Source organism: Sphingomonas sp. Leaf28 (assembly GCF_001421685.1).
In the GTDB taxonomy this organism is placed as follows: Bacteria; Pseudomonadota; Alphaproteobacteria; order Sphingomonadales; family Sphingomonadaceae; genus Sphingomonas; species Sphingomonas aurantiaca.
Genome location: NZ_LMKX01000001.1, coordinates 1 through 16,372 on the forward strand (window position 1 = coordinate 1; position 16,372 = coordinate 16,372).

A 16,372-nucleotide genomic window follows, 5' to 3' on the forward strand; every position below is an offset into this window, starting at 1 on the left:
GTCACCATCACGTCGCAGTGGAATTCCACGACACGACAGCTCATCTCAAGGAGCCGCTCTGCACAATATTCTTTACGTATGGATACGTGAAGGACATATGAGAACGACTTAGCTTTAAACGATTACCCAGAGCCTTGAGGACCCTAGAAACCGCAAGCCGCCGCCCACATGTCCCTTCATCTAAACCTACAATGTCAAAGAGCCGACAAAAATACCGACACTCGCATAACCTCCCTTGCAGGAAGCTTGGAGCATCTGGTTTTTTGCGACCGCTGCAGAAGCCGGTGAGGCACTCCGCTGCGGTGACACCCCTCTACGGCCACCCCACACACCCGTCAAACGGTTTTTTACAGTTCCAGGTCACTTTTCGAATCTCAGCCCGACAACGCCTCCTCTGGTCCCCTGCGGGCCCCGGTCATCGCGGATGCAACCGGGCAAGTGCGATCCCGGCTAGATTCTGCGCGCGCCCGATATGGCGCAGACGAACGCGGTCGAAGCCCAACGCGATTTCGGCAAACCTGGCCCGGTGCGCCTTCAGCGCGGCCGAACGGCACGGCGCACGACCATTGGCCTGCGTGACGACAACCGTCGAATCGCCGAGCAGCACGACATCGAGGTCCCCATGACCCGCGGCGAGCTCCAGTGCGTGGATCGCGGCCAGCCACTCGGCATCGCTATTGTCGCCTTCGCCGAGATCATGGCGGTAGTGGACGACGCCCTTGCGGACGACCGCGCCCTCAATCTTGCCGGGATTGGGTCGGCACCCGCCGTCAAAGAACAGCTTGATCGGCAGCACCGACATCAGGCTTCGGCCTGTATGATCGGCACCGCCTCACTTGGCGCAGGCGCCTTGCGGTGGGGGAGCACTGCACCGACAGCTATCAGGCCAAGCCCCGCGACGGGCGAACCTCGACGGATCGACCGCAGACCGGCGAGCGCCAGTAGCGAAGCGGGAACCCCGCCATGCACGCCGCCCAAATGCGCCGCTGCCAATACCCCTACCCCGCCGGTTGCCGCGGGCGATGGAGTTTCCGCGGGTGTATCGGTCATAGCGACCGTATCCGCGACCGCCGCGCCACGCAGGCCCATCGGCGCCGCCTCGCCCGTCGTCGTGTCGCGCGTCGTCTGGTGCTCGAGTTCCGAGTTCAGCTCCGCGCCGAGCAGGAAGACATAGGCCGACAGCCACAACCACGTGAGCAGGATGACGACTGCGCTCAACGAGCCATAGGTCGCGCCATAATTGCCGAAGCGCGAGACATACACGCCGAACCCGATCGTCGCCGCCATCCACACCACTGTCGCCGCCAGCGATCCGGGCGTCAGCCACGCCCATTTGGCCTTATGCCGGTTGGGGCCGAACCGATACAGGCACGCCGCCGCCGAGACGCCCAGACAGGCGAGAACCGTGTAGCTCACCAGCCGGATCGCCAGCAGCACGATGTCCGGAGCCCCCGGGATCAAGCTGTCGAGCAGCGCGAACGCCGCCATCGAGAGCGCGGCGACCAGCGCGAGCACGACCGCGCCCGCAGTGATTGCGAAGGCGAGCAGGTTGAGGCGGATGAAACCGCGTGTCTCGCGCTCCTCATAGGCGATGTTCAGCGCCGTCACGATCGACGACGCCCCCTTCGTCCCGCCGTACAAGGCGATACCGAGCGCGACGACGAGGCCGAACCCCTTCTTGCCCTCCGACGTGCCGACCACCGTGGCCAGCTGGTCGGCGATGACTCGCGCCGCGTCGTCGGGGAGCACGTTGAACAGCGCGCGGATGTTGGCGACCACCGTCGCGGTATCTGCCACCAGCCCGTAGATCAGCACCACCGACGCGAGCAGCGGGACGATCGCGGCGAACCCGTAAAATGCAGTCCCCGCCGCGATCAGCCCGATATTGTCGTCGCCAGCCTCGGCCCAGGTCCGCTTGAGGACCTTCCACCAGTCGCGCGACGACATCGACCAGGGGCTGCTCGCGTCATTCTGGTCTCGTGGCTCGGTCTTGCTCAGCGTCTTGCCCCTTGGTCGTCGTACGTTCCCGCCCAACGCCGCGCGCGCGCAAACGTGCCCTCAGAGTTGCCGCAACGCCTGCGCCGGTCGCGCGCCGAGGATCGGCCAGGCCCCGATCAACCCAATCCCCATCGTCAGCCCCGCCCCGCCGAGCAGCGTGGCCATGATGGTCGGGTAATCCGGTCGCCATTCGAAGCTGAACAGCTGCGTGATCACATACCACGCGCCGCCAAGGCCGAGCAGCAGCGCGAGCACCGACAGGATGATGCTCAGGAACGCATATTCGAGCGCCTGTACCGCGAGCACCTGCCGCCGCGTCGCGCCGAGCGTGCGCAGGATCACCCCGTCATAGGTGCGCGCCTCGCGCGCCGCGGCGATCGCGCCGATCAATACCGCGACCCCCGCCAGGATCGCGACCGACGCCGCCGCGGTGATCGCGGTCGCCATCTGCGAGACGATATCGCGGACCTGCCCCAGCACGCCGCGCACCTCGATCACCGATACCGACGGGAAGCGCGGGAGCAACGCGCGCATCACCATCGATTCCTCGCCGGGCGCGAGATCGATCGTCGCGGCAAGATTGTGCGGCGCATCCTCGATCGCGTTGGGCGAGAAGACCATCACAAAGTTGAAGCCGAGAGTGTCCCAGCTGATCCGGCGGAACGAGGCGATCCGCGCAGTCCGTTCGACGCCGAGCAACGTGTAGCTGAGCGGATCGCCAATCTTCAGGTCGAGGGCCTTCGCCAGTCGCTCGTCGATCGAAACCAGAGGCGCCCCGCGATACTCGCGCGGCCACCAGCGGCCGGCGGTCAGTTCGCTGCCTTCGGGCAGGGTCGCGGAAAAGGTGATCCCGCGTTCGCCGCGCAACGCCCAAGCGCCTTCGGGCAAGGTCTTCAGGTCCGCGACCCGCGTCGTGCCATAGCCGGTGATCGTGCCGCGCATCGCCGGCACCGTCCGGATCACGGGGTGGATCGCGATCCGCTCGACGGTCCGGCGAAAATCGGCTTCTCGATGGGGGGGTACGTCGAGTGCAAACAATGCCGGCGCGCGCTTCGGCACGGTGAGTGCAATATTCGCATCGATGCTCGTGCGAATGCCGGCGAGCAGGACGAACAGCGTCAGGCCAAGACCGAGAGCGACGACCAGCGTGCCGGTGCGCGCACCCGGGCGGTGGAGCCCGGCGATCGCGAGCCGCAACAGCGGCCGCCGGGACCGGGGCAGCAATGCCGCGATCCGGCGTATCGCCCAGCCGAACGCGGCGAGCACCAACAGCACGCCCGCCACCGCCGCCAGGAATCCCGCGCTCAACCCGGGCTGTTCCGCGGTCGACAGCGCCAGCGCGACGATCGCGGCACCAGCGCCGACGACCCAGGGCAAGGTCCGGCGCAGTGGAACGGGGCGATTGCCGAACACGCCGCGTAGCAACCCAGCCGCGGGAATGCTGCCCGCCTCGATCAAGGGCGGCGCGGTAAAGGCTAGCGCGATCAGCATGCCATAGGCGGCCGCGAGCGCGAGCGGGCCGAACTGGAGCGAGAAGCTCGGCGCGACCGGCAGAACGTCGCCCGCCAGCCAGACGATCAGCGGCACCGTCGCAGCGCCCGCGACCAGCCCGGCGACAATCCCCATCGCCGCGACAACCGCGACCTCGAGCAGATAGATCTTCGCGATCAGGCCGGAGGTGGCGCCCAGCACCTTCAACGCCGCGATGCTACTGCGGCGAGCGGCGAGATAGGAGGAGACGCCGTTGCCGACGCCGATCCCGGCGATGACCAGCGCGGACAGGCCGACGAGCAGCAGGAACTGGCCCATCCGGTCGACGAAGCGCTCGGCCCCCGGCGCGGCGCGATCACGCGTCTTGGTTTCCCAGCCGCCGGTCGGGAACGCCGCCTTGAACCGGTCGACCGCGGCGGTGGGCGACGCGCCGGGCGACAGCCGAACGCGGTATTTGGTTTCGTACAGGCTGCCGGGCTGGACCAGCCCGGTCCGCGCGATACCCGCCATCGACACGATCGCGACCGGGCCGAGCGTGAAGCCCTCGCCAAGGCGGTCGGGTTCGCTCGCGATTACGCCAGCCACCGTGAAGTCGGCGACGCCCAGCCGCACGGTCGCGCCGCGACCGATGCCGAGCCTTTGCGCGAGCGCGGGGACGATCCAGATCGCGCTGGCATCGCGCACCGTCGTGGCCGATCCCCCTTGCACCGCAAGCGTGCCATAGAGCGGATACACCGCATCGACGCCCTTGAGCTGGACGGGCACGCTGTTCGTGCCGCGGATCGCGGTCGCCTGCATCCGCACTGTTTCGGACACCGTGCCGAGCCGGGCCATCGCGGCGCGCTCGTCCGGCGTCGCTGCGCGCTGCGACGTGCCGAATTCGACGTCGCCGCCGAGGATCGCGCTGCCACGCGCGGCAAGCTCGCCGTCGATCGACTGAGTCAGGCTACCGATTGCCGCCAGCGCGCCGACGCCGAGGAACAGGCACGCGAGCAACAGCCGCAGCCCGCGAAACCGAAAATCGAGCTCGCGACGGGCAAGCCGCCACGCCAGCCGCCATTCGCTCACCGCAGGCGATCCGCGGCGATCCGGCCGTCGGCAAGTTCGACGATCCGGTCGCAGCGCGCCGCGAGCACGGGGTCGTGCGTGATGATGATCAGCGTGGCACCGGTCGCGGCGCGGCGGTCGAACAGCAGGTCCATCACCGATGCGCCGGTTGCGGCATCGAGGTTGCCGGTCGGCTCGTCGCCGAACACGAGCGGCGGACGCGGGCCGAGCGCGCGGGCGATCGCCACGCGCTGCTGCTCGCCCCCCGAAAGCTGCGTCGGATAATGGCCGATCCGGTGCGACAGCCCGACCGCGGCGAGTTCGGCCTCGGCCCGCGCGAACGCATCGGGCATGCCGGCCAGCTCCATCGGCACCGCGACATTCTCCAGCGCCGTCATAGTCGGCAACAAGTGGAAGGCCTGGAGGATGATCCCGATCCGCCCGCGCCGCGCCCGCGCCAGCGCATCCTCGTCGAGCGTGCCGAAATCGAGCCCCGCCACTTCGACCCGGCCGCCGCTCGCCCGCTCCAGTCCGGACAACACCGCCATCAGCGACGACTTGCCCGAGCCCGACGGCCCGAGCAGCGCGACGCTGGTCCCGCGAACGACATCGAGATCGATGCCTTTCAGGATCGCGGTGGCGGCGGTCGATGCGCCGAGTGTCAGCGTGACATCGCGGGCCGAGATCACCATATCGGCGGAAGCAGGTTCGGACATGGAGACCAATATCTTGGAGAGAAAAATGCGACGCTGGCCTCTTTATGGGGGCGGACTGGCGCTTCTCCAAGCGGGGCTACTGGCCGGCTGCGACCGGACAGCCGAGCCCCCTGCCCCGCCGCCTGCGACCAATCTGGTCGCGCCGGTCGCCGCGACGCCCGCGCCACAGGGACCGCAGCGGCTGATCCTCGCCTTTGGGGACAGCCTGTATGCGGGCTATGGTCTCGACCGGGGGCAGAGCCTGCCCGACGCGGTGCAGGCGCGGTTGCGCAAGGACGGGATCAACGCGACGATCGTCAATGCCGGCGTGTCGGGCGATACGAGTGCCGCGGGGCGACAGCGGTTCGCGTTCGCGCTCGACAACATGACTCGCAAACCCGACCTCATCCTGATCGGGCTTGGCGGCAACGACGTTCTTCGCCAGATCTCGCCGGAGGAGACGCGCGCCAACATGACGGCGATGATGGACGAGGCGAAGCGTCGCGCGATCCCGGTGATGCTGACCGGTATGATGGCGCCGCCCAATCTCGGCCCGGATTATACGCGTGCATTCAATGCGATCTGGCCCGATCTTGCCAAGCGGTATGACGCCGCGCTCTACCCGTTCATCCTCGACGGGGTGATCGGCGACGGCCGCTTGATGCAGGCGGACCGCGTCCATCCCAATCGGACCGGCGTGGACCGCATCGCCGCCCGCGTTGCACCCGTGGTCGAAAGCGCGTTAGGACGGCCACGCTGACGGCTGTGCATTGGCACCGACGTCGACAGGTTTCGAGACGCGCGCGCGGATCATAACGTGTGCAATGATGATTCCGCACTATGACCGGCAAGGGCGGCGCGCGGGTAACAGGGAAAAGGGACACGGATGCAATTGAGCGGTTTGATCGCACGGCTGGGGCGACATCTCGATCTCACCGATGCCGAGCGCAAAGCGATCCTGCACGCCGAACGCGGCGAGCGGCGGTTGCGTGCGGGCGATGTCCTGGTCGCGGAAGGTGGCGAAAGCCACGCGCTGTACGTCGTGCGCCAGGGCTGGCTGCATTCGTCGACCAAGCTGGTCACGGGCGGACGGCAGATCCTGCGCTTCCATTATGCAGGCGACCTGATCGGGACGTCGAGCATGGCCTGGTCGCAGGCCGCCGCCACGCTGACCGCGATCTCGGACTGCATCGTGATCGACCTGCCCAAGACCGAGCTCGGCCTGCTCTTCCGCGCGCAGCCGCGGGTCGCCGGGCTGCTCTACGCGATCGCCGCGGCCGAGAATGTCGCGATGAGCGACCGGCTGACCACCATCGGGCGGATGGGAGCGAGCGAGCGCCTGTCGACTCTGCTGCTCGACATCATGGCGCGACTGCGCGTGACCGCAGGCGGGATCGTCGACTCGTTCGACCTGCCGTTGACGCAGACCGATATCGGCGATGCGCTGGGTCTGACCAAGGTCCACGTCAACCGTACGATCCGCGCGCTCGAAAAGTCGGGCGTGATCGAACGGACCGGGCGCCGGGTCCGGATCGTCGACGAAGCCGCACTGGTCGCGGCGACGGGCTTCACCGATCGCTACGGCGAGATCGAGACCGCGTGGCTACCGCCCGCGATCTGAGGCGGCCCTAATCCTCCCCTCCCCAGGGGGAGGATCCCGGCCTCAGGTGCGGTCGACGACGAACAGCGTGACCCGGTCATACTTGATATCGCCGGGGTTGAAGATCGCGTCGGGCACGAACGAACGGTCGGTGACCTCGATATCCTTCAGCCCCGCCAGCTTGAATGTGCCGAGCTTGATCTCCTTTGGGGGCTGACCGTCGCGCTCGAGCGTGATCGCGTCGACGAAGACGTCATCATGCTTGGTGTAGAGGATGTGCGGGGCCAGCGTGCAGACCATCCGGTTATACGTCGCGGTGATGCATTTGCGCAGCGCGATCGCCTGCAGCAGCAGCGCGTTGGCGTTGGACGGGGCGGACTGGTCTGGAGTCGAGGTCATGTTGTGCATCGCAGCATAAGTTGAAGGATCGGTGGCGTTAGGCCGAACGCGACACGGGCGACAAGGCCTAACTTGACGCTTTAGCCGGTTTAGCCCGTTGATTCGAGCGCATCGGTGTGCACGTCGAAGCCCACCAGACGCGCCGGGCCGAAGCTGGTGGTGAGCGCGGTATCGGTCGCGTCGCGGCCGCGCGCCATCAGGATCCGGCCGATCCGCGGGCGATTGTGCCGCGCGTCGAGCGTGTGCCACGTGCCGCCAAGATACACGTCGAACCAGGCGGAGAAATCCATCGGCGCGTCGACCGGCGGGATGCCGATGTCGCCCAGATAGCCGGTGCAATAGCGCGCGGGGATGTTCATGCAGCGGCACAAGGTGACCGCCAGATGCGCGAAGTCGCGGCAGACGCCCTGGCGCTCCTGGTAGACGTCCCACGCGGTCTTGGTCGACCGCGCGAAGTGATAGCCGAACTCGACATGATTATGCGTGAAGTCGACGATTGCCTGGACTCGCTGCCAGCCTGCGGGGACATGGCCGAACAGCGACCAGGCGGTCTCGGACAGGCGGTCGGTCTCGCAATAGCGACTGCCGAGCAGGTAGATCAGGATGTCGTCGGGCAGATCCGCGACCGCATGCTGGACCGCGTCGGGGGTCACCGAATCCGGCAGGCCGCTATCATCGATCGTGAAGTCGCACGACAGCGTCAGCCCGCCGCTCGGCACGGTGAACCGCGTGCATACGTTGCCGAATGCATCGAGATAGTCATAGGTCGGCACGTCTGGGCTGGCAGCGATCCGGTGCGGGGTCACCAGATCCTTGTTGCGCGACGGATGCACGCTGAGCATCGCCAGCATCGGCGTGTCGACGTCGGTTTCGAAACGTATGTCATAGCCGGCCCGGATCAGCATCGATGTCCCCCTGTTCAAGCTGTTAGCGATGGATGTTGCATAACCGTCTCATCCTCGTCGACAGTGATGTCGACCGACACGGTCATGTCGAGGAAGCTGCCGGGAAAGCCGCTCCAGGTGCCGGACACAGGGACCGCCTGGTAGATATCGCGTGCGATCGCGACGCGGATGAGACCGCGATTGCCGACGATGCCGTTGGTCGGATCGAACTCGACCCAGCCCGAGCCGGGAATGTAGACGCGCACCCAGGCATGCGTGCTGCCGCCGCCCGTCCGGCTCTCCCGACGTGTCGGGTTGTAGACATAGCCCGAGACGAACCGCGCTGCGAACCCCAGCGCGCGCACCGCCTCGATCATCAGCATCGCATAATCGCGGCACGTGCCCTTGCGCCTGGCGAGCGTCTCGATCGGCGACTGCGTGCCCTTTTCGGGGCGCTGGACATAGGTGAACTCGCGCTTGATCGCCGCGGTCATCTCGGACAGCATGGCAAGCGTGTCGGTCTGCCCGCCCGGCGCGACGAACCGGCGCGCCCAGCTGTCGATCTGGCGCAGCGGATCATGATGCTGGCGCTCGATCGAGCGGAGCAGGTCGGGCATGTCTTCCGACGAATAGGTGAACGGATAGAAGCGCGCATAGCGCTCGATATCGACGTTCTGCAGCTCGGCGGGGCTGTGATCGAGCCGGACCCGGCTGTCGATCACGAGATCCTTGGCGCGCTTGTCGAAGGTGGCGATCGCAACTGCATTGCCGAACACGTCGTGCAGCCAGCGGACCTCGGCGGGCTCCGGCGTGATCGTCAGCTGCGTGTCGATCAGCCGCTGGTCGTAGCTTTCGCGCGGCCGGACCATGATCCGGTGCTCGCCGAACGCAACCGGTTGGCGATACGAGTATTTGGTTACATGAGAAAGCGTTAGAGATGGCATCGAGGATCCACGTCGCATGAACAGCACTGCCAGCCTATCGCTGCTAGGGACCGAAGATGCCGCACCGGTCACAACGATCAACCCCAAAGGCGCGTCATCGTTCCTGCTGATCGGCGATCATGCGGGAAATGTCGTGCCCAAGGCGCTGGGGTCGCTGGGGTTGAACGAGGCTGAGCTGTCGCGGCACATCGGCTGGGATATCGGCATCGGCGAACTCGGCGCGCTGCTCGCCGAACGGCTCGACGCGGTGTTCATCCGCCAGACCTATTCGCGACTGGTGATCGACTGCAATCGCAGCCCCAGTCAGCCCGACGTGATCGCCGCGGTGAGCGACGCGACGGTCATTCCCGGCAACGCCGCGCTGTCCGAGACCGACCGCGCGGCGCGGTTCGCCGAGATCCACGAACCCTATCATGCGGCGATCGCGGCGGAGATCGCGCGACGCGACGCGGCGGGGATGACCACGCTGATCGTCGCGCTGCACAGCTTCACGCCGGCGATGAAGGGCGCATTGCGCGATCAGGACCGCCCCTGGCAGATCGGCATCCTGCACGACGGCGGCGACACCGCATTCGCGCACGCGCTTCTCGACGTCCTGCGCGACGAGCCGGACCTGGTGGTGGGCGACAACGAGCCGTACCGGATGGACCTGATCGACTACACCATCCCACGGCACGCTTATCCCGAACGCCGGCTCTATGCCGAGATCGAGGTTCGCCAAGACCTGCTCGGCGACGCAGCCGGCTGCGAAGCCTGGGCGAACCGGCTGGCGCGGCTTTTGCCGACCGCGGCCACCACTTATGGGTTCGAGCCGGACTGAGCGCCGACACGTCCGGTCGCGCCAGTGCGCGGCACGCGCTGGATCCACAGGCTGCCGCGTGTTGCATTGCGGTAACAGGTTCCATCCATTGCCGCACATGGCGAGATTGTCACTTGATATGATGTATCATTAAATTTACCCGAGCGGCGTACAGGGACGACACAAGGGAATTTCATGAAGACGATTCTGTTCGGCGCCACCGCCCTGGCTGCGCTCCTCTCGACGCCCGCTTACGCGCAGTCCGCGCCTGCTGATCCGAACGCTCCGCCCCCCGCCCCTGCTTCCACCCAGACATCGGTCGGCTCGACCAACCAGCGCGACATCATCGTCACCGCGCCGCTCCAGACCAGCGAGCGCGACGTGTTGCAGGGTACGACGGTCCTCACCGGCCAGGAGCTCACGCGTCAGTTGCGCCCGTCGATCGGCGAGACGCTCGCGCGTCAGCCCGGCGTCTCCGCCAGCTCGTTCGGACCGAGCGCGTCGCGTCCCATTCTCCGCGGCTTTCAGGGCGACCGGATCCGCGTACTGACCGACGGGATCGGCTCGATCGACGTGTCGAACACCTCGGTCGACCACGCCGTCATCATCGATCCGCTGCTCTCCGAGCGTATCGAGATCCTCCGCGGGCCCAGCGCGCTCCTCTACGGGACTTCGGCGGTCGGCGGTGTCGTCAACGTCATCGACACGCGCATCCCGCGCACCGTGCCCGAGAATGGCTACCGCGTGAACGGCATCGCCAATTACGGCTCGGCCGCCAACGAGCGGTCAGGCGGGATGGCGGGCGACGTCGCGGTCGGCCCGCATCTCGTCCTCCACGCCGATGGATCCTATCTGAAGTCGGGCGACCTGCGCACCGGCGGCTATATCCTGTCGCGCGACGCACGCGCGCAGGCGCTCGCCGCCGCCGCGCAGCCGGCAGATCCCAACGCCGCCGATCCGATCGACTTTGCCGCATCGGCGCAGCTCAAGGGCAAGCTCCCCAACACGCAGGCTGAGACCTGGACGGCGGGCGCCGGCGCCTCGATCATCACCGACACCGGCAGCCTCGGCGTGTCGTACAGCCATTATGACAGCCTGTACGGCGTGCCGATCCGCTACGCCACGCAAGTCGGCCAGGAGCAGGAAGCGCCACGTCTCGACATTGTCCAGAACCGGGTCGACCTGCGTGGCGAGATCGAGACGGGTGGCGACGTCATCAGCAAGATCCGAGTCCGCGTCGGGCAGGCGAGCTATCGCCATTTCGAGCTTGAGCAAGACGGCTCGGTCGGCACCGCGTTCTACAACAAGGGCCTCGAAGGACGCCTCGAAGTCGTCCAGGCGAACCGCGGCGGCTGGCAGGGCGCCTCGGGCGTGCAGTTCTACAACCGGATCTTCAACGTGGTCGGCGACGAGGCCTTCCTGCCCAAGAACGAAACGAACCAGACCGGGCTCTTCACGCTGCAGCAATATGAATCCGGCAAGTTCCGCGCCGAGGGCGGCCTGCGCTACGAGATCACCGATCTCGCAGCGCGGACGCCCGAGGACGATCTGCGCTTCTTCCGCGGCAGCCAGAGCTATCATTCGGTGTCGGGGTCGCTCGGCGCGTCCTATGCGCTCTCCGACAGCATCCGGGTCGGGCTGAACGGATCGCGCACCGAGCGCGCGCCGTCGGGCGAGGAGCTGTTCGCGAACGGCGCACACGCCGGCACGCAGGCCTATGAACTCGGCAACCCGGACTTCAGGCTGGAGAAGTCGTGGGGGCTCGAAGGCACGCTGCATGCGCATGGCGACGGCTTCAGCTTCGACGCATCGGCCTATTACAACTGGTTCTCGAACTATATCTCGGAGAATCAGGTCGCATCGTCGGTCTGCCAGGCCGCCGCCAATCCCTCGGGGCGCACCGTCGACCTGCCCTGCTTCCAGTATCAGCAGGCCAATGCGCGCTATTACGGGTTCGAGGCGGATGCGTCGGTGAAGGTCGCGCAGATCGGTGGCTATGCGGTCAACGCCGACGTGCTGGGCGATTACGTCCATGCCAACATCGTCGACCAGGGGCCCGTGCCGCGCATCCCGCCGATGCGCGTGCTCGGCGGGATCGAGGCGCAGGGCGACCGGATCAACGGCCGCGTCGAGGTGGAGCATGTGTTCGACCAGAACCGGATCGCCGCGTTCGAGACGAAGACCAACGACTATACGATGGTCAACGCGTCGATCGGCCTCAGCCCGTTCGGCAAGGACTCGAAGACGACGCTGTTGCTGAGCGCGAACAACCTGTTCGACGTCAATGCGCGCCGCGCGACGAGCTTCCTCAAGGACTTCGCCCCGCTCGCCGGTCGCGATTTCCGCGCGACGTTGCGCTTCGGCCTCTGACCTGACGGGGGGGGGCCGGCGACGCGTCGCCGGCTCCTTAGTCCTCGATCCGCTCGAGCCCCTCCGCATATACACGTTGCCGCGCCGCATAGGCCGCGGCCGACAGCTTCAGCGCCGCGATCGCCTCGGGCGACAGGTCGCGCACCGCCTTTGCCGGCGCGCCGACGATCAGGCTCCCCGCGGGGAACACCTTCCCCTCGGTCACCAGCGCGTTCGCCCCGATCAGGCAATCGTCGCCGATCACCGCGTTGTTGAGGATCGTCGCGCCCATGCCGACCAGCACATTGTCGCCGATCGTGCAGCCGTGGAGGATCGCGTGGTGGCCGATCGTGCACCCCTCGCCCACGCTCAGCGGCGCGCCGGGATCCGAATGCAGCATCGCGCCCTCCTGGATGTTGGTCCGCGCGCCGACCAGGATCGGCGTGTTGTCCGCGCGGATGACCGCGCCGAACCAGACGCTTGCACCCTGCCCCAGTCGCGCATCGCCGATCACGTCGGCGGACGGCGCGATCCACACGTCGTCCGCCACCGTCGGGCGTTTCCCCTCGATCGCATAGCGGGGCATCAGGCGTCCTGCGCCTTCACGCGCGCGCGATAGGCGTGGAGCAGCGGCTCGGTATAGCCGTTGGGCTGGCTGAGGCCATCGAACACGAGCGCACGCGCCGCCTGGAACGCCAGGCTGTCGTCCTCATGCCCCGCCATCGGCCGGTAGAGCGGGTCGCCGGCATTCTGCGCATCGACCTTCGCCGCCATCCGCCGCAGCGCCGCGTCCGCCGCGTCGGGCGTGGCTATGCCGTGGAGCAGCCAGTTCGCCATGTGCTGCGAACTGATCCGCAACGTCGCGCGATCCTCCATAAGGCCGACGTCATGGATATCGGGCACCTTCGAACAGCCGACGCCCTGGTCGATCCAGCGGACGACATAGCCGAGAATGCCTTGCGCGTTGTTCTCCAACTCCTCGCGCACCGCGTCCGGCTGCCAGTTGTGGCCGGTCGCGACGGGCACCGTCAGCAGCGCGTCGAGCGACGCGACGCCCTCGCGCTTGCGCTCGGCCTGCCGCGCGAAGACGTCGACACGGTGATAATGTGTGGCGTGCAGCGTGGCCGCGGTCGGCGACGGCACCCAGGCGGTCGACGCGCCGGTTTGCGGATGCCCGATCTTCTGGTCGAGCATGTCCGCCATCCGGTCGGGGGCGGCCCACATCCCCTTGCCGATCTGTGCCTTGCCGCCGAGACCGCAGGCGAGCCCGATCTGGACGTTGCGATCCTCATACGCCTTGATCCAGCTGGCGCCCTTCATCTCGCCTTTGCAGATCATCGGCCCCGCGCGCATCGACGTGTGCATCTCGTCGCCGGTCCGGTCGAGGAAGCCGGTGTTGATGAACACCACGCGGTCCTTAACCGCGGCGATGCACGCGGCGAGGTTGGCGGAGGTGCGCCGCTCCTCGTCCATGACGCCGACCTTGATCGTATGACGCGCGAGCCCCAGCAGATCCTCGATCGCGTCGAACAGCCGGTTGGTGAAACCGGCCTCGTCGGGGCCGTGCATCTTCGGTTTGACGATGTAGATCGACCCCGCGCGGCTGTTGCGCAGCGCACCCGCGCCGTTCAGATCGTGCAGCGCGATCAGCGAGGTGACGATCCCGTCGAGGATCCCCTCGGGCGCCTGGCTGCCATCCGGGAGCAGGATCGCGGGCGTCGTCATCAGATGCCCGACGTTGCGGACGAACATCAGGCTGCGGCCAGGCAGGCTTAAAGCGCTGCCATCGGGTGCGGTGTAGCGACGGTCATGATCGAGCGCGCGCGTCTGGGTCCTCCCGCCCTTTTCGAAGCTGGCAACCAGGTCGCCCTGCATCAACCCGAGCCAGTTGGCATAAGCGGCGACCTTGTCCTCGGCATCGACCGCGGCGACCGAATCCTCGAGATCGGCGATCGTGGTCAGCGCGGATTCGAGTACCACATCGGCAAGGCCTGCAGGATCGGAGCGGCCGATCGGATGCTCGCGATCGATCACAAGTTCGATATGCAAGCCGTTGTGGCGCAACAGGATCGTGTCGCCAGCATGCCCGACGAGCTGGCCCGGATCGGCAAGATCGGGGGTACCGCCGGTCCAGTCGGTCCATGACCCATTGGCGAGCGGCACTGCCTCGTCCAGGAACGCCTTGGCCCAGGCGATCACCTGCGCGCCGCGGGCTGCGTCATAGCCGCCGGGAGCCGCGGTGCCCGGAATCGCGTCGGTGCCGTACAGCGCGTCGTACAGGCTGCCCCAGCGCGCATTGGCGGCGTTCAGCAGGAACCGCGCGTTCAGGATCGGCACCACCAGCTGCGGCCCGGCGAGCAGCGCTACCTCCGCATCGACGTTGGTCGGCGCGACCGCGAACGGCGCAGGCTCGTCGACCAGATAGTCGATCTCGCGCAGGAACGCCTGGTACGCGGCCTGATCGATTGGCGTGCCGGCCTGCGCGTCGTGCCACGCATCGATCCGGGCCTGAAGGTCGTCGCGAACGTCGAGCAGCGCGGCATTCTCGGGCGCGAACCGCTGGTAGATATCCGCCATCCCCTGCCAGAACTCGGCGGCATCCAGCCCGGTCCCCGGCAGCACCCGCGTCTCGATAAACGTCACCAGCGGCTCGGCGATCTTCAGACCCGCCTTGTCGATCCCGTCGGCCATGCTGCTCTCCTTCTGCTCTGCCCCGCACGATAGACGCTGCTCACCTTCTCCACTAGACGTCGTAAACCGAAAGCTGTTGATCGCCAGGGGAACGAATGGATCCCGATATCGTCCTCTTCGCGGAAGTCGTCCGCACCGCCAGCCTCAGCGCGGCGGGGCGATCACTCGGCATCTCGCCGGCGATGGTGTCGAAGCGGATCGCCCGGCTCGAGGCGCGGCTCGGCGTCCGACTGCTCAACCGGACCACGCGGCGGCTCGACCTCACCGCCCGCGGCGCGGTCTATCACCGCGACATGATCGAGATCCTCGCGGCGATCCGCGAGGCCGAGGCGCGCGTCGCCGATCGCGCCGATGCGCCCGCGGGGCCGTTGCGGGTGAGCGCGCCGACCTCGTTCGGGCGGCTCCACATCGCCCCGCAGCTCAAGCCTTTTCTCGACTCGCATCCCGCGATCGCGCTCGATCTCGATCTGTCGGACGGCTTTTCCGACGTGATCGGCGACCGGCTCGACCTGGCGATCCGCATCGCGCCCGCCATCCCCACCGGGCTGACCGGCTACCGCCTCGCCGACAGCCGCCGCGTGTTGTGCGCGGCACCGCGCTATGTCGAGGAGCACGGCCAGCCCGGCGATGCCGCCGCGCTCGCGGGGCACCGCCTGCTGGCGGCCAAGGGGCAGATGCCGTGGCGGCTTACGGGTCCCGACGGCACGCTGACGATCGACCGGCCGAGCTACGTCGCGACGAATTCGAGCGAGGTCGTCCGCGAACTCACGCTGGCGGGCGTCGGCATCGCACTGCGCTCGCTCTGGGACGTCAGCGCCGATCTGGCCGGCGGCCGGCTGGTCCGGGTGCTGCCCGCCTTGGCTGGATCAGCGGAAATTGGGATCTTCGCGGTCCATGCGCCCGGCCCCGTCTCGTCGGGCACACGCGCGCTGCTGGGTTATCTGCGCGGGCTCTGGTCGCCATCCCCGCCCTGGGATTCCTGAACGAGGTCGATCGCCACCGCATCGATCCGCCGCAGCATCGCGACGAACTGCGCGACCTCCGCACCCGAAAACCCCGCGAAGATGCGCCGCTCTAGATCGAGCGCCTTGGGCGCGACCGACGCGTACAGCGTCTGCCCGTCCTCGGTCAGCCGTAGCAGATGCGAGCGGCGATCGTCGGGGTTCGCATGACGCTGCATCAGCCCGCGCTCGACCAGCGCGATCGCCGCGCGGCTGACGGTGACCTTGTCCATCCGGGTCTGCTGGCCGATCTGCTGCTGCGTGATCCCGCCCGCCTCGGCAACCACCGTCACCAGCCGCCACTCCGGAATCGTCAGCCCGAACAGCGCCTCATAGGTGTTCGCGACCGCTGCGCTGACGAGGTTCGAGGTGATCGACAAGCGATACGGGATGAAATCGTCCAGAACGAGCGCGCGGTCAGCCATGCGGAGATCGTAACGATTGACACCAGTTCTTCAACAGAGCAGATTGGTA

The 16,372-nt window shown here is 67.3% G+C and carries 15 protein-coding genes; 5 read left to right on the forward strand and 10 right to left on the reverse strand.

Annotated elements, in window-relative coordinates:
- Positions 1–415: 415 nt before the first annotated feature.
- From ASE79_RS00005 to ASE79_RS00020, 4 genes are read right to left on the reverse strand one after another with little or no spacing between them, the layout of a single operon-like run.
- Complete coding sequence (locus ASE79_RS00005) at positions 416–802, reverse strand: reverse transcriptase-like protein (protein WP_199861025.1); 387 nt, start codon at positions 800–802, stop codon at positions 416–418.
- Complete coding sequence (locus ASE79_RS00010; RefSeq protein ID WP_235516698.1) at positions 802–2,034, reverse strand: YihY/virulence factor BrkB family protein; 1,233 nt, start codon at positions 2,032–2,034, stop codon at positions 802–804. The genes ASE79_RS00005 and ASE79_RS00010 overlap by 1 nt, the downstream gene beginning before the upstream one ends.
- A gap of 24 nt (positions 2,035–2,058) precedes the next feature.
- Entirely contained in the window at positions 2,059–4,557 is a 2,499-nt protein-coding gene (locus ASE79_RS00015) for an ABC transporter permease (protein WP_056410447.1), read from the reverse strand.
- Positions 4,554–5,252, reverse strand: coding sequence for an ABC transporter ATP-binding protein (locus ASE79_RS00020; RefSeq protein WP_056410451.1), 699 nt, complete (start codon positions 5,250–5,252; stop codon positions 4,554–4,556). The genes ASE79_RS00015 and ASE79_RS00020 overlap by 4 nt, the downstream gene beginning before the upstream one ends.
- A gap of 25 nt (positions 5,253–5,277) precedes the next feature.
- Here ASE79_RS00020 and ASE79_RS00025 point away from each other — a divergent pair, with 25 nt between their 5' ends.
- Complete coding sequence (locus ASE79_RS00025; RefSeq protein WP_056410453.1) at positions 5,278–5,991, forward strand: arylesterase; 714 nt, start codon at positions 5,278–5,280, stop codon at positions 5,989–5,991.
- Between the two features lie 132 nt (positions 5,992–6,123).
- A complete protein-coding gene (locus ASE79_RS00030) occupies positions 6,124–6,852 on the forward strand; it encodes a Crp/Fnr family transcriptional regulator (protein ID WP_162236976.1) in 729 nt (242 codons plus the stop codon).
- Positions 6,853–6,894: 42 nt separating this feature from the next.
- Here the strand turns inward: ASE79_RS00030 and ASE79_RS00035 are convergent, their stop codons facing one another.
- The 3 genes from ASE79_RS00035 to ASE79_RS00045 form a co-directional block, all read right to left on the reverse strand.
- On the reverse strand, positions 6,895–7,239 hold the full coding sequence (locus ASE79_RS00035; RefSeq protein WP_416354489.1) for a hypothetical protein: 345 nt from the start codon (positions 7,237–7,239) through the stop codon (positions 6,895–6,897).
- 80 nt (positions 7,240–7,319) lie between these two features.
- Positions 7,320–8,135 carry a transglutaminase-like domain-containing protein gene (locus tag ASE79_RS00040; RefSeq protein WP_056410465.1) on the reverse strand — a complete coding sequence of 272 codons (816 nt, stop codon included), beginning with the start codon at positions 8,133–8,135 and terminating at the stop codon, positions 7,320–7,322.
- Positions 8,136–8,149: 14 nt separating this feature from the next.
- Complete coding sequence (locus ASE79_RS00045; RefSeq protein WP_056410468.1) at positions 8,150–9,058, reverse strand: transglutaminase family protein; 909 nt, start codon at positions 9,056–9,058, stop codon at positions 8,150–8,152.
- A 16-nt stretch (positions 9,059–9,074) separates the two neighbouring features.
- Between ASE79_RS00045 and ASE79_RS00050 the strand changes: the two genes are divergently transcribed.
- Positions 9,075–9,878 (forward strand): N-formylglutamate amidohydrolase, encoded by an 804-nt coding sequence (locus ASE79_RS00050; RefSeq protein ID WP_056410470.1) that lies wholly within the window; start codon positions 9,075–9,077, stop codon positions 9,876–9,878.
- A gap of 174 nt (positions 9,879–10,052) precedes the next feature.
- Positions 10,053–12,227, forward strand: a complete 2,175-nt coding sequence (locus ASE79_RS00055; RefSeq protein ID WP_056410473.1) for a TonB-dependent receptor — start codon at positions 10,053–10,055, stop codon at positions 12,225–12,227.
- Positions 12,228–12,264: 37 nt separating this feature from the next.
- Here ASE79_RS00055 and ASE79_RS00060 read toward each other — a convergent pair whose 3' ends face one another.
- Positions 12,265–12,792 (reverse strand): gamma carbonic anhydrase family protein, encoded by a 528-nt coding sequence (locus tag ASE79_RS00060; protein ID WP_056410476.1) that lies wholly within the window; start codon positions 12,790–12,792, stop codon positions 12,265–12,267.
- On the reverse strand, positions 12,792–14,897 hold the full coding sequence (locus ASE79_RS00065; RefSeq protein WP_056410481.1) for a malate synthase G: 2,106 nt from the start codon (positions 14,895–14,897) through the stop codon (positions 12,792–12,794). Before ASE79_RS00065 ends, ASE79_RS00060 begins: the two co-directional genes overlap by 1 nt.
- A 95-nt stretch (positions 14,898–14,992) precedes the next feature.
- On the opposite strand from ASE79_RS00065, the gene ASE79_RS00070 reads away from it, so the two are divergent.
- Positions 14,993–15,880 (forward strand): LysR family transcriptional regulator, encoded by an 888-nt coding sequence (locus ASE79_RS00070; protein ID WP_056410484.1) that lies wholly within the window; start codon positions 14,993–14,995, stop codon positions 15,878–15,880.
- Here the strand turns inward: ASE79_RS00070 and ASE79_RS00075 are convergent.
- Positions 15,835–16,323 carry a MarR family winged helix-turn-helix transcriptional regulator gene (locus ASE79_RS00075; RefSeq protein WP_200910294.1) on the reverse strand — a complete coding sequence of 163 codons (489 nt, stop codon included), beginning with the start codon at positions 16,321–16,323 and terminating at the stop codon, positions 15,835–15,837. The two genes, ASE79_RS00070 and ASE79_RS00075, sit on opposite strands and share 46 nt — an antisense overlap.
- Positions 16,324–16,372 lie beyond the last annotated feature (49 nt).